Raw genomic sequence first — 12391 nt, 5'->3', positions numbered from 1 at the left:
ATGAGGACCAGGATCGCCGCGGCGGCCGCCGCCCTGCCCGCCGCCCTGCTCACCGCCCTGCTCGCCGCCCCCACGCCCGCCCAGGCCCAGCCCCACCGGGCGCCCCACCACGCGGCCGACAGCATCAGGTACGCCTCCGTCAAGAGCTGCGCCGGCAAGGACGGCGAGCGGCGGCCCTGCGGCCACTGGCGGCTCGTCATGCACAGCGGAAAGCTGTCCGTGCTGCGCGACGCCCAGGTCGTGGCGCTCGACGCCAAGGGCAGGCCGGCCGGCCCGGCCGCCGCGCCCATCGCGGTCAGCGGCGACGGGCAGCGCGTCGCCTACTTCACCACGTCCGGCCGGCTCGCCGTCAGGACGCTCGGCGGAGGCGTCGTCCTCATGGCCGAGGGGGCGCTGCCGCGCGTCGCGCAGTACGGCGTCGGCCTGCGGCTGTCCGGCGACGGCGCCAGGCTGGCCGTCATGGTCGGCGCCGAGAAGCCGGTCGCCACGCGCGTCTTCGACACCTCCACCGGCGAACGCATCGGCGACGTCCCCGGCGACGAGACGTTCGCGGGCTTCAGCGCCGACGGCGACGAGGTGCTGACCACCGCCGACGGCGCCGAGGCCGTCACCGACCTGGCCGTCTACAGCGAGCGCGGCGAACGGCTCGCCCGCGCCACCCCGCCGCAGGTCGTCGCCTCCAACGGGCCGCAGGCCCTCGCCGCCGACGGGCACACCGTCGCCAACGTCATCCGCAAGACCAGGCCGGAGCTGGTCACGTACGACGTGCGGTCCGACCAGGTGACCGCCCGTACCAGGGTCAAGCTGCCGGCCGGGGACGTCGAGATGATCGACTGGACCGGCGACGCCCAGGTGACGCTGCACCTCCTCCGCTACCACGGCAGGTCCACGAGGATGACGATCGTCCAGATCGACACCGGCACCGGCGCGGTCAAGGTCAGGGACGCGTACACGGTGCTGAAGGACACCTACGTCTTCGCCGCCTGCGGCGGCTGACTCCCGCGGGGCATACGCTGCTCCCGTGGAGGTTCATCCGACCGGCGGCAAGCAGGACGGCGGGCAGGACGGCGGGCAGGGCGTCCGGCAGGACGGCGGGCAGGGCGTCCGGCAGGGCGGGCAGGGCGGCGCGCACAGGGGCGGCGCCCGTCCGGCCGGCGCCCGGGTGCACTCGGCCAGGGCCATGGCCGCCCGCGCCGTGGACCTGTGCGTGGCGCTGCTGCACGAGCAGCCGTCCGCGGAGTCCGCGGAGTCCGCGGAGTCCGCGGAGTCCGTGGCGTCCGTGGCGTCCGTCCTGCGCGCTCACGGTGAGGAGGGCGACCTCGGCCTGGACGACGCCACGGTGGCGAGGATGCGCGCGGCCGCCGCGCGGCTGCGCGAGGTGTTCGCCGCCCCCGGTCCCGGCCCGGCCGCGGCCCTGCTCAACGGCCTGCTCGCGGGCGCCGCCCGCGCCCCGAGGCTCACCGACCACGGCGGGGCGTCCACCTGGCACCTGCACGTCGACAGCGGCGACGACGCCCCCTGGGACGAATGGTTCCTGGCGTCGTCCGCGATGGCGCTGGCCGTGCTGCTGGCCGACCACCAGCGGGTGCCCGGCGGCCTCTGCGCGTCACCCGGCTGCGGCCGCCCCTTCCTCGACCTCGGCGGCGGCAGCCCGCGCCGCTACTGCAGCACCCGCTGCGCGACCCGCGAACGCGTCGCCGCGCACCGTTCCCGCCACGCGCCGTCCGGGGCGGACGGCGCCGGTCCCGGTCTCAGCGGGGACGGATGACGAGCAGCGCCGCGGCGAGGGCCTGGAGCGCCGCCCCCACGACCAGGGCCGACTGAGGCGAGGACGCGGCCAGCACGCCCGCCGGAGCCGACCCCAGCGCGAACGACGTGACCTTGAGGCTCGCCCCGGTGGTGAACACCTGGCTGCGCAGCCGTTCGGGCGCCTCGCGGTGGCGTACCGAGAACAGGGCGGTGAGCTGCGGCCCCTCGCCCGCGCCCGCGACGACGGCCGCCGCCACCGCCACCGCGAACGTGCCCGCCACGGCGGCGAGCGCCGTCCCGGCGCCCACCAGCACGGTGGCCCACAGCATCACCGCCTCCCACCGGCCGTCCCGCTGGGAGCGGTGGCCCGCCGCCCAGGCCAGGAGGGCGTTGGCGGCCAGCCCCGCGGCGGCGAAGGCGGCCAGGAGCAGCGCCCCGCGCCCCGCGTCCCCCGCCAGGTCCGCGCCGAGGACGGGCGCCGACACCACCAGCATGGCCAGCCCCGCGCACGACACCATGGACGAGCCCGTGGCCCTGCGCAGTGCCGGGTTCCTGACGATCACGGCGAACCCCGCCGCCAGCTCCGCCCACACCCCGGCCGGGCGCGCGCGGGCCGCCGTCGCCCGAGCCGGGCGGGACGGGAGGGATCGGGCCGCGGGGACGGCGGCGGCCAGGAGGACGACGGCGGCGGGCACGGCCGCCGTCCCTCCTCCCCAGGCGGCCAGCACGCCCACGAGCGCGGGACCGGCCAGCCCCGCCACGTTGTAGCTCATGGCGTCCAGCCCGGCGGCCCTGGCTGCCGGGATCCCGCCGGACACCAGAGGGAGCTGGCCGGTCCAGCCGCCGGTCAGCGCGGGCCCGAGCAGCCCGGTCGCGAACGCCGCGGCGACCAGCACGGGGCCGGGTAACCGGCCCAGCCCCCACGCCACCAGGGCGAGCCCGGCCGCGTACCCCGCCAGGCATCGGGCGAGGACGGAGCCGGGACGTCGCGCCCGGTCGAGCAGCACGCCGAGCAGCGGTCCTCCGGCCGCGGCGGACGCCGTGAGCCCCGCCAGCAGCCAGGAGGCGAGCACCGGCGAGCCGGTGACGGCCAGCCCGGCGACCAGCAGGGCCGGGCCGGACATCTCGTCGCCCGTCCTGGCGGAGAGCGCCCCCACCATGTAACGCTTCATCACAGTCGGGACGTTACAGGAGCGGGGTTAGCGCGCGGGAGGGAGGGGGAACAGGGCAGGTAGTCCTCTGAGTCGAAGGGGACCCCGCCCGGCCTGCGCGACCTGCGTATCGCGCAGGCCGGGCCGCCACCCGATCACCGAGTCGAATGTCTGTTTGAAGACAGGCGTAGACTCGGCGGTATGACAGGCGCGTTCCAGGCATCTCTGCTCGGCCTCGACGAGGAGTTGGGCGTCCGGCCGCTCGGCGGCGCCGTGCGCCGCACCGTGCTCGACCACGGCGCCTGGATCGACGTGCGGCGCGGGTGGCTGTCCGGCGCCGACACGCTGTTCGCGCGGCTCACCGAGGTCGTGCCCTGGCACGCCGAGCGGCGCCACATGTACGACAAGGTCGTCGACGTGCCGAGGCTGCTGAAGTTCTACGACGAGGGCGAGACCCTGCCCGACCGGGTGTTCGACGAGGCCATGCGCGCGCTCGACGCCCACTACCAGGAGGAGCTGGGCGAGCCCTTCCGCACGGTCGGGCTCTGCTTCTACCGCGACGGCCGCGACAGCGTGGCCTGGCACGGCGACACGATCGGCAGGGGCAGCACCGAGGACACCATGGTCGCCATCCTCTCGGTCGGCACGCCGCGCTCGCTGCTGCTGCGCCCGCGCGGCGGCGGCCCGTCCATCCGGCACGACCTGGGCCACGGCGACCTGCTGGTGATGGGCGGAAGCTGCCAGCGCACCTGGGAGCACGCCGTGCCGAAGACTGCCAGGCCCACGGGGCCGCGCATCAGCGTCCAGTTCCGTCCGAGGGGCGTTCGCTAGGCTTCCCGGCGTGAGCGGATTCCCCGGCGCCGTCGGCGTCTCACAGCTCTGCGTCTACGCCGGGGGTGGCTCGCCCCACCTCCACACCGCCTCCACCGAGGGATACGTCGTGCTCCGGGGCGGCGGCACCCTGTCCACGCTGGGCGGCGACGGCCCCGGCGAGCACCCGCTGGAGCCCGGCACCGTCCTGTGGTTCACGCCCGGCACCGTGCACCGCCTGGTCAACCCGGGCGACGACCTGGAGATCCTCGTCGTCATGCAGAACGCGGGGCTGCCCGAGGCGGGCGACGCCGTCCTGACCTTCCCCGCCGACGTGCTCGCCGACCCCGAGGCGTACGCGCGGGCCGCCGCCGCGCCGCGTACCGAGGAGGAGGCGGCGCGCCGGCGCGACCTGGCGGTCGAGGGGTTCGAGGCGCTGCGCGAGCGGGTGCGGCGCGAAGGCCCTTCCGCGATGAAGGACCTGTACGAGGCGGCGGCGCGGCTGGTCGCGCCCCGCGTGGAGGGCTGGCGCGGCATCTGGGAGGAGCGCGTGCTCGCGCAGGCGCACCGGACCGCCGCCCACCTCGACGCGCTGGCGGCGGGAGACTCCTCACACCTGGCGGAGTCGTCGGTCACCAGGGCGGCGCCGCCGGAGCGCCGGTTCGGCATGTGCGGCCGCCTGCGGGCCTGGGACTGGACCTCCTGACGGGCCGGCGGCACCGCCCGCCCGGAGGCCCGGCCACGGCCGGACCTCCGGGCGCTGCGGGCGCCGCGGGCGCCGTGCCGGTCAGGGCCTGCGCACGGTCAGGTGGGCGATGCGGCCCTGCTCGCCCGACGCCCAGCACGACAGGTCCGGCGTGCAGGCCACCGTGTCGAAGGAGCCGCCGTCGAACGTCTGCCAGGAGGTCCCGCCCGAGTACGTCACGTCGCTGCCGGTGGGCCCGACGGCGATCGCGGCGAACGGCAGGTTCGGCAGCCACGCCACCCCCGAGCGGTAGGCAGGGGGAGGGGTGGCCGACTGCTGCCAGGTCGCGCCGCCGTCCCTGCTCACCGCGGCGGCCTGCGGCGACGGCTGGCCGGGCCGGTAGTCGCCGCCGACGGCGATGCCGCGGTGCGGGTCGCGGAAGGCGAGCGCGAACACGCCGCGCGCCGGGTCGCCCGCGGGCACGGGGGTGTCGGAGACCGTCCAGGTGCGGCCCCGGTCGGAGGAGTGGAACACGCGGGAGCGCTCGGCGCCCCCGGTGGCCAGCCAGGCGTCCCTGCCGCCCGAGGTGACGAGGCACTGGCCGCTCGCCGCGAACCCGGCCTCGCCGGGCAGCGCGTCGGGCATGCCGTCGGAGGGCAGCACCTGCCAGGTCCGGCCGCCGTCCTCGGTGGACAGCAGGCGGAACCGGCCGTCCACCGGGTCGCTCATGGCCAGGCCGTGGCGGCGGTCGAAGAAGGCCATGCAGTCGTAGAACGCCTTCGGCTCGTCGTTCCTGAACGTCTCGGTCCAGGTGCGTCCGCCGTCGTCGGTGCGGTAGACGCGGGAGTCGGAGCCCTCGCCGATGGACAGGACGACGGCGCGGCGGGCGTCGAACGCCTCCACGTCGCGGAACTGCAGGGCCTCGGCGCCCGGTGGGGAGACGTTCTGCCAGGTACGGCCGCCGTCGACGGTCCGCAGGACGGTCCCGCCCGTGCCGGACGCCCACACGACGTCGCCGCTGACGGGCGACAGGCCGCGGAACCGGGCCGTCACCCCCGTCTCCTTGAGCTCCCAGCCCAGTGCGGGGGTGGCGGCGTGGGCGGGGAGCGGGGCGGCCAGGACGCAGGCCGCGGCGGACAGCGCGCTCAGCGCGATTCGCACCTTCATGCCGGGAACCTAGCTCAAAGGATCAACACCGTCCATGACGCGACTTGTCGTGAAACGGTGGGGCCAGCCGGGACGTGCCGGGAAACGTTGGGGCCAGATGGGGTGTGCCGGGGGGTCCGGCGGGACCTGCCCGGACGTGGTGGCGGGGGTCGGGCGGAACCTGGGGGGAGGTGGTGGGGGCCGGGCAGGCGGCCCCCACCACGTTCCTGAGGCGGCGCGTCAGGCGTCGGAACGCGACGCGCCCCACGACAACAGGGCTTCCGCGGTGGTGAAGCGGCGGCTGGACACGGTCTCGCCCAGCAGCACGCCGACCAGCCTGCGACCGTCGCGCTCGCCCGCGAACGCCAGGCTGAAGCCCGCCGCCCGGGTGAAGCCGGTCTTCAGCCCGATCGCGCCCGGCGTGCCGAGCAGCTTGTTGGTGTTCGTCCAGCTGTACGCGCGGTGGTCGCGCGTGGCGGCGACGTCGTGGCCGCGGGTGGAGGCGACGCGCTCGATCAGCGGGTCGCGCAGCGCGGCGGCGGCGAGGACCGCCTGGTCGCGTGCCGTGGACCAGCCGTCGCCGCGGTCGGTGGGCAGGCCGTCGGCGTTGACGTACTCGGTGTCGTTCATGCCGAGCGCGCGGGCGGCGGCGTTCATCTTCGCCACGAACGCCGGCACGCCGGGCCCGTACGTGCGGGCCAGGGCGTGGGCGGCGTCGGCGCCGGACGGCAGCATGAGGCCGTACAGCAGCTCGCCGACCGGGAGGCGGTCGCCGGCGCGCAGGTCGGCGGTGGTGCCGCCGCCGTCCTCCGCGTAGCGCACGTCCTCGGGCTCGATCTCGACCAGGTCGGCGGGCTTGGCGGACTTCAGCACCAGGTACGCCGTCATGGTCTTGGTCAGGCTCGCGATGGGCATGCGCGCGGTGGCGCCCTTCTGGAAGAGGACGGCGCCCGAGGTGGCGTCCATGAGAATGGCCGCTCGACCGTGCACCTCGGGCGCCGTGACGTTGGCGTGCGCGGGTGCGGCCAGGCCCATGAGCAGGGCGAGGACGCCCGCCACGAGGGTCAGGCAGACGTTCCGGTTACGCATGGGGACCAGGCTGCCGCGCACGTTGGCATGCTATTGACCGAATAGGTGGAATTTCATGAGGTGAAAGGTAAATCTTTTTGCCGCAGGTGGACGCGGGGTTTCCGGAACTTGTCCACCCGGAGGCGCCGCGTCTCCTGAACAGACGCCCCGTCAGAGGCTGGGTTCGAAGCGGGCGCCGGGGCGGTCGCCCTCCGCCAGCCGCGAGAACAGGTCGTCCCAGCGTGGCATCACGACCTCGGGCGCGTACGCCCTGGACGTCTCCGCCGCCGCCAGCCCCATCCGCAGCCGCAGGTCGCGGTCGGCGACGAGCCGCTTCAGCGCGGCGGCCAGCCCGTCGACGTCCCTCGGCGGCACCAGCAGGCCGTCCACCCCGTCGGTGAGGACGTCACGCGGCCCGGTCGGGCAGTCGAAGGCGGCGACCGGCAGCGCGTGCGTCATCGCCTCGATCATCACCATCGGAAGGCCCTCGAACCGGGAGCTGAGCGCGTAGACCGAGGCGTCGGCCAGCTCCTGGTCCAGGCGCTCGGTGCGGCCCCGCAGGCTGACGTGCTCGCCCAGCCCGTGCTGCTCGATCAGCCCGGCGAGCTGCGTCCTGCGCGGCCCGGTGCCGAAGATGCGCAGCCGCCACTCCGGACGTTCGGCGACGACCTGCGCGAACGCCGGGATCAGCAGGTCGAACCCCTTCTGCGGGACGAGCCGCCCCGCGGCGACCACGACCGGGTTCACCTGGCGGGAGTGCTCCTGGTCGGCCTTGTGCACGGCGTTCGGGATCTGCACGACCGGCGTGCCGGGCAGCAGCCGCCGGTACTCGGCCTGGTTGGTACGGGTCAGCACCGCCACGCAGTCGAACCGGCCGTAGTGGCGGGCGATCTCGCGGCGGATCGTCTCGGGGTAGGCGGACAGGTTCATGTGCTCCTGCGCCACCCGGATGACGCTCCTCGGGGTGCGGCGGGCCGAGATCAGGTTGAGCGCGGGCCTGGTGGTGACGAGGACGCCGTCACGCAGCCCGGAGACGTACTCCATGGCGGCCCACTCGACCCGCTCGGTGAAGTAGTCGGCCGCGAACTCACCCCTCGGCACGATCTTGCCGCGCAGCCGGCGCCACGCCTTGCGGCCGAACGAGTCGGGGCGCCTGCCGTCGCGCTGGTCCACCAGCGTGACCAGAGAGATGCGCGGGTCGATCGCGAACTGCGGCGCCTCCCGCCTGCGCACCACGCTGACGATCTCCACCTCGTGCCCCAGCGCGACCATCGCGTTCGCCTGGTTGACCACGGTCCTGATGGTCCCGCCCATGCCGTACGCGTGGAGCATCATGTAGCGGATCCTCACGCGAGGTACCCCCAGGTGCGGGCCATCGGCTTCAGCGCCTCGGGCACCTCGCCGGGGGACGGCAGCGCCCGCCCCGGCTGGACCGTGCCGGTGCGGATCTTGTCCCGCCAGTCGCCGAGCCCCTTCTCCAGGACGGCCTGCCGCCCGTACGAGAGCATCCCCTCCTCCCACTCCAGCCCGAGGAACTCACAGATCTCGCGGGTGACGCGCCCGGGGTCGGAGCTGAGGTCCTCGTACCTGACGGTCAGGCCGGGCAGCGACGTCCTGGCCCGCTGGACGGCCTTCATGTAGCGCAGCGCGTCCAGCGCGGCCTCCTCGGGGGTGCGCCTGTCCGGGCTGGCCTCGTGCCAGGAGGCGGCGATCGAGGCAGGGTGGCGCAGCAGGAACACGAACCGCGCGTCCGGCCAGCAGGTGGCGATCCGCTCGTACGCGAAGGCGTTGGCCGGGGTCTTGTCCACGATGTACCGCTTGCCGCTGCGCACCAGCTCCCGGTGCAGCACCCGGTCCCACAGCAGGTGTTCCAGATCGGCCTCGTTGTGGCCGAGCGCGGCCATCGCCTTGGCGGCGAGCGACGTGCCGTGACGGACCTGGAGCCGCCGTACGTGCAGCTCGTGAGGGGCGTGCAGGGCGGAGTGGGCGTTCAGCATCGCGCGCAGCAGGGTGGAGCCGGAACGCACGGGGGACAGGATGAACACAGGGGCTTCGAGCAGCCGGTCGGTCTTCGGATCCGCGGGCGGTCTGACCTCTGGTGCCGTCGGGGCGGAGGGCTGCCTGGCCTGGCCCCCAGCCCGCTCGATCTGGAATCCGGTGAACCTGACCAGCGCTTTGTTGACTTTGCGCTGCCAGTTCATGCAGACGGAGACTACCGGCCGTTCCTGGCAGTTCCCTGGCAACGAGGCGGGCGGCTCTTTCCGCCGGTGTTACCGCTGTCGCACGGTGTCCGGTTCATATGGTTCGTCCCATGTCCTGTCGGCGTTACCGATGAGGGGGTGAGCCGCGGTGCGACCCAAGAACGACGGGTCCGACGACAGGCCGCAGGGCGGCCCGCGCGACCGGCCGCGTGACAGGCCCGCCGCGCTGGGCGACGTCGCGGTGCTCGCCGGGGTGTCGGCGACGACCGTCTCCCGGGCGCTGACTGGTGGACCCCGAACTCGTCGTCAGGGCCGGCACGGGACCTGCCCCGGACCGCACGCCCTGACGCCACCGTGACATGCCGTACGCCCTGACCCCGCCGCGGACACGGGGCCGCGACCGCCTGCCGCCGGATCTCCTGACCGCCAGGACGCGCCGCGCCGGTGCACGGCACAGCGCCCTGCACCGCCGGATCGCCTCACCGCTGGGACGGCGCCGCGCTGGTGCAGGGCGGAGCGCCCTTACCCGCCTCGCCTCACCGCTGGGACGGCGAAGCGCCCTGCACCAGCCGTGGGACCGTGCCTGCTGCCGTACGTCCCGGCTTGCCCGGGGGCGCGCGGCCGGGCCGCGCTGGAAGCGTGAAGACGCGGCGAAAAAGAACGAGCCCCGGGCCGGGGGCCCGGGGCTCGTTCGCGAGTGGACGATACTGGGATTGAACCAGTGACCTCTTCCGTGTCAGGGAAGCGCTCTCCCGCTGAGCTAATCGTCCCTGGAGGTGGAGACGGGATTTGAACCCGTGTGGACGGCTTTGCAGGCCGCTGCCTCGCCTCTCGGCCACTCCACCGAGTCGATCTCTCCGAGCGGAAGACGGGATTCGAACCCGCGACCCTCACCTTGGCAAGGTGATGCTCTACCACTGAGCCACTTCCGCGTTGCTGCGTGGTTAACTCTAGCGGGTTTTTCGACCAGATGCTCACGCGCGCAGCTGGCGGGCCACGCTCCGCTCGGTCGCGGGCAGGCTGAGGAAGATCTCCAGGATCCTCGTGAGCCGGTGCACCTCGATGCGGTGGAAGGCCGGGCCCTCGCTGCGCGCCAGCAGCAGGGTGAGCGCCAGCGGAGGGAGCGGGGCGTGGATCACGTGCAGGCCGCCCTCCAGCGTGGAGGCGGCGGGCCGGGCCGGAACGTCGTGCGGGAGCGCGACGTCCTGCGGGGCGCGCCAGCTCGCGTACAGGACGCGGCCCTCGGCGGCGACGGCCGCCCAGTCGGCGCTGAACAGGACCGGCAGCGAGTCGACCAGCGTGGTGAGGGCCCGGTCGCCCGCCGCGGTGATGTACTTGAGGATCTCCAGCTCGGGGTAGGTGCCCGGCGCCTCCCGGGTGGGCCAGACGCCCTCGACCCGCACGCCCGGCACGCTGCGGAGGCCGGCGACCAGCGACTCGCCCGGGGTGCCCTCGGGGCAGAACAGGGTGATGTCGTCCATCGCCTCGCCGTCGCCCCTGTCGAGGACGGTCACCTGGGTGATGTCGGCGCCGGCGGCGCCGAGGACCTTGGTGACCGCCGCCAGCGAGCCCGGCCGGTCGGGCAGCGAGACCCGAACGCGAAGCAGCATCGATCGCCTCCCCACTCGGTGCCCTCCGATCACAGCGTATCCGCGAATACCGGTCACCGGCCGAGCTGCGCTACAACTGTCGGGGTGAAGATTGGGCCGATAGGGGTGTGGCCGCCGGTCGTGCTGGCGCCGATGGCGGGCATCACGAACGCGCCGTTCCGCGTGCTGTGCCGCGAGCAGGGCGGCGGGCTGTTCGTGTGCGAGATGATCACCACCAGGGCCCTGGTCGAGCGCAACCCCAAGACGCTGAGGATGGTGCGGTTCGCCCCGTCCGAGACGCCGAGGAGCATCCAGCTGTACGGCGTCGACCCCGACGTGGTGGGACGCGCCGTCCGGATGATCGCCGAGGAGGACCTCGCCGACCACGTCGACCTCAACTTCGGCTGCCCCGTGCCCAAGGTGACCAGGCGCGGCGGGGGCTCCGCCCTGCCGTACAAGCGGAACCTGCTGCGGCGCATCCTGCGCGAGGCCGTCGCCGGCGCCGGGTCGCTGCCGGTCACGGTGAAGATGCGCAAGGGCATCGACGACGACCACCTCACCTACCTCGACGCGGGCCGCATCGCCGCGGAGGAGGGAGTCGCGGCCGTCGCGCTGCATGCCCGTACGGCGAGGCAGCACTACGGCGGCGTCGCCGACTGGGACGCGATCGCCCGGTTGAAGGAGGCCGTCCCCGAGATCCCGGTGCTCGGCAACGGCGACATCTGGTCCGCCGACGACGCGCTGCGCATGGTGGCGCGCACCGGATGCGACGGCGTGGTGGTCGGCCGGGGCTGCCTCGGGCGGCCGTGGCTGTTCAGGGACCTGCAGAACGCCTTCGACGGCAGCGCCGAGCGGGTCCGCCCGGCGCTCGGCGAGGTGGCCGCCATGATGCTCAGGCACGCCGAGGCGCTGGTCGAGTGCTTCGACGCCGAGCGGTCGGCGGTGGCCGACTTCCGCAAGCACGTCGGCTGGTACCTCAAGGGGTTCGCCGTCGGCGCGGAGGTGCGGCGCGAGCTGACCTCGGCCGAGTCGCTCGACGGGCTGCGCGAGGGGCTGTCTCGCCTCGACGCCGGCCAGCCGTGGCCGCCGAACACGGACACGCCGCGCGGGAAGTCGGGCGAGCGGTCGAAGGTCCACCTGCCCGACGGCTGGCTGGACGACCCCTGGGACACCGCCGTGCCGGAGGCGGCGGAGTCGGACGTCTCGGGCGGCTGACGCCCTCCCGGCCGCCGCACGCCACCCCCGACCGGCTCGGCTCCGCAGGCCGAAGGTCCGTGCCACGGCGCCGACCTCTGGGCTTGCCACGTCCGGGTGGCGGGTCAGGCGGTGCGGCGCAGGTTCAGCGACAGCAGCGACAGCCAGGTCAGGACCGCCACGATGCCGCCGAGGAACGCCAGGTTGGACCACACCACGCCGCCGCCGCTGGCGATGCCGGCGAACGCGCCGAGGAACAGCGTGCCGGTGATCCGGGAGTACAGCGCCCACCCCTTGCGGCCCTCCCGGGAGTACCGGGAGGCGATGACGTAGCAGGCCGCGATCATGCACAGGAACCCGATGCCGCCGACGGCCATGTGCAGGGTTCCCGTCAGGGTCACGGCGCCCGGCCCCGCAGGGGTTCCGACGGGGAACCCCATCGCGGGGTCGGCGGGGAAGAACGCGGCGCCGATCATGCTGGCGCCGAACGCGCCGACCAGGATCGGCGCCCACCGGCTCCCGCGTCCGGGCGCGAGGGCGCGGCGCAGTCCGACGGCGGTCGCGATGACGGCCGAGGCGGTGAGGAGGAAGTTGAGGGTCTGGATCCAGCCGAGCTCGCCGAGGGCCAGGAAGCTCCAGGGGTGGCGGGTCAGGTCGAAGCCCTCCCGGGTGAGCGCCTGAGCCAGGCCGATGGCGACGTACGACGGGCCGGCGAGGACGCCGCAGCCGAGCAGCAGGCGGCGGGCGCGGATCGGGCGGGCGGGGAGGTGGGCAAGCTGCGTGATCATGGTCGTCAAC

The 12391-nt window shown here is 74.4% G+C and carries 13 protein-coding genes and 3 tRNA genes; 6 read left to right on the top strand and 10 right to left on the bottom strand.

What is annotated here, in order from left to right; all coding sequences use genetic code 11:
* Together BMX74_RS06350 and BMX74_RS06345 are read left to right on the top strand one after the other, a co-directional pair.
* A complete protein-coding gene (locus BMX74_RS06350; protein ID WP_055505650.1) occupies window positions 1-996 on the top strand; it encodes a hypothetical protein in 996 nt (331 codons plus the stop codon).
* A 25-nt stretch (window positions 997-1021) separates the two neighbouring features.
* Complete coding sequence (locus tag BMX74_RS06345) at window positions 1022-1768, top strand: CGNR zinc finger domain-containing protein (RefSeq protein ID WP_337959837.1); 747 nt, start codon at window positions 1022-1024, stop codon at window positions 1766-1768.
* Here the strand turns inward: BMX74_RS06345 and BMX74_RS06340 are convergent.
* A complete protein-coding gene (locus BMX74_RS06340) occupies window positions 1752-2921 on the bottom strand; it encodes an MFS transporter (RefSeq protein WP_091099008.1) in 1170 nt (389 codons plus the stop codon). The two genes, BMX74_RS06345 and BMX74_RS06340, sit on opposite strands and share 17 nt — an antisense overlap.
* Before the next feature lie 180 nt (window positions 2922-3101).
* On the opposite strand from BMX74_RS06340, the gene BMX74_RS06335 reads away from it, so the two are divergent.
* A complete protein-coding gene (locus tag BMX74_RS06335) occupies window positions 3102-3731 on the top strand; it encodes an alpha-ketoglutarate-dependent dioxygenase AlkB (protein ID WP_091099005.1) in 630 nt (209 codons plus the stop codon).
* Between the two features lie 10 nt (window positions 3732-3741).
* Window positions 3742-4416 carry a cupin domain-containing protein gene (locus BMX74_RS06330; RefSeq protein WP_091099004.1) on the top strand — a complete coding sequence of 225 codons (675 nt, stop codon included), beginning with the start codon at window positions 3742-3744 and terminating at the stop codon, window positions 4414-4416.
* A gap of 81 nt (window positions 4417-4497) precedes the next feature.
* On the opposite strand, the gene BMX74_RS06325 is transcribed toward BMX74_RS06330, so the two are convergent.
* From BMX74_RS06325 to BMX74_RS06310, 4 genes are all read right to left on the bottom strand, one after another.
* Window positions 4498-5562, bottom strand: coding sequence for a WD40/YVTN/BNR-like repeat-containing protein (locus tag BMX74_RS06325; RefSeq protein WP_091099001.1), 1065 nt, complete (start codon window positions 5560-5562; stop codon window positions 4498-4500).
* A 219-nt stretch (window positions 5563-5781) separates the two neighbouring features.
* Window positions 5782-6651: a D-alanyl-D-alanine carboxypeptidase family protein gene (locus tag BMX74_RS06320; RefSeq protein WP_236714920.1), complete on the bottom strand. Its 870-nt coding sequence runs from the start codon at window positions 6649-6651 to the stop codon at window positions 5782-5784.
* Between the two features lie 129 nt (window positions 6652-6780).
* Complete coding sequence (locus tag BMX74_RS06315) at window positions 6781-7959, bottom strand: glycosyltransferase family 4 protein (RefSeq protein ID WP_055505646.1); 1179 nt, start codon at window positions 7957-7959, stop codon at window positions 6781-6783.
* On the bottom strand, window positions 7956-8810 hold the full coding sequence (locus tag BMX74_RS06310; RefSeq protein ID WP_055505645.1) for a sulfotransferase family protein: 855 nt from the start codon (window positions 8808-8810) through the stop codon (window positions 7956-7958). The genes BMX74_RS06315 and BMX74_RS06310 overlap by 4 nt, the downstream gene beginning before the upstream one ends.
* Window positions 8811-8958: 148 nt before the next feature.
* Between BMX74_RS06310 and BMX74_RS06305 the strand changes: the two genes are divergently transcribed.
* Window positions 8959-9168: a LacI family DNA-binding transcriptional regulator gene (locus BMX74_RS06305; protein ID WP_091099000.1), complete on the top strand. Its 210-nt coding sequence runs from the start codon at window positions 8959-8961 to the stop codon at window positions 9166-9168.
* Between the two features lie 340 nt (window positions 9169-9508).
* Here the strand turns inward: BMX74_RS06305 and BMX74_RS06300 are convergent.
* The 4 genes from BMX74_RS06300 to BMX74_RS06285 form a co-directional block, all read right to left on the bottom strand.
* A tRNA-Val gene (locus BMX74_RS06300) sits at window positions 9509-9580 on the bottom strand.
* 1 nt (window position 9581) lies between these two features.
* Window positions 9582-9655, bottom strand: a tRNA-Cys gene (locus BMX74_RS06295).
* A gap of 15 nt (window positions 9656-9670) precedes the next feature.
* A tRNA-Gly gene (locus tag BMX74_RS06290) sits at window positions 9671-9742 on the bottom strand.
* A gap of 42 nt (window positions 9743-9784) precedes the next feature.
* On the bottom strand, window positions 9785-10420 hold the full coding sequence (locus tag BMX74_RS06285; RefSeq protein ID WP_091098997.1) for an ACT domain-containing protein: 636 nt from the start codon (window positions 10418-10420) through the stop codon (window positions 9785-9787).
* Window positions 10421-10504: 84 nt separating this feature from the next.
* On the opposite strand from BMX74_RS06285, the gene dusB reads away from it, so the two are divergent.
* On the top strand, window positions 10505-11614 hold the full coding sequence (dusB, locus tag BMX74_RS06280) for a tRNA dihydrouridine synthase DusB (protein ID WP_143078572.1): 1110 nt from the start codon (window positions 10505-10507) through the stop codon (window positions 11612-11614).
* A 104-nt stretch (window positions 11615-11718) separates the two neighbouring features.
* Here the strand turns inward: dusB and BMX74_RS06275 are convergent, their stop codons facing one another.
* A complete protein-coding gene (locus BMX74_RS06275) occupies window positions 11719-12381 on the bottom strand; it encodes a DUF998 domain-containing protein (protein ID WP_055505642.1) in 663 nt (220 codons plus the stop codon).
* Window positions 12382-12391 lie beyond the last annotated feature (10 nt).

Origin of the sequence: Nonomuraea pusilla (genome assembly GCF_900109355.1) — a bacterium.
Taxonomy (GTDB): Bacteria; Actinomycetota; Actinomycetes; order Streptosporangiales; family Streptosporangiaceae; genus Nonomuraea; species Nonomuraea pusilla.
Note: the sequence above shows the minus strand (reverse complement) of the source record. Positions and strands in the feature narration are given on the sequence as shown.

Bases quoted from the DNA above. Each gene is read 5' to 3' on its own strand.
- BMX74_RS06350 (WP_055505650.1), top strand. From the start codon at position 1: ATGAGGACCAGGATCGCCGCGGCGGCCGCCGCCCTGCCCGCCGCCCTG.
- BMX74_RS06340 (WP_091099008.1), bottom strand. From the start codon at position 2,921: ATGAAGCGTTACATGGTGGGGGCGCTCTCCGCCAGGACGGGCGACGAG.
- BMX74_RS06335 (WP_091099005.1), top strand. From the start codon at position 3,102: ATGACAGGCGCGTTCCAGGCATCTCTGCTCGGCCTCGACGAGGAGTTG.
- BMX74_RS06325 (WP_091099001.1), bottom strand. From the start codon at position 5,562: ATGAAGGTGCGAATCGCGCTGAGCGCGCTGTCCGCCGCGGCCTGCGTC.
- BMX74_RS06310 (WP_055505645.1), bottom strand. From the start codon at position 8,810: ATGAACTGGCAGCGCAAAGTCAACAAAGCGCTGGTCAGGTTCACCGGA.
- BMX74_RS06285 (WP_091098997.1), bottom strand. From the start codon at position 10,420: ATGCTGCTTCGCGTTCGGGTCTCGCTGCCCGACCGGCCGGGCTCGCTG.
- BMX74_RS06275 (WP_055505642.1), bottom strand. From the start codon at position 12,381: ATGATCACGCAGCTTGCCCACCTCCCCGCCCGCCCGATCCGCGCCCGC.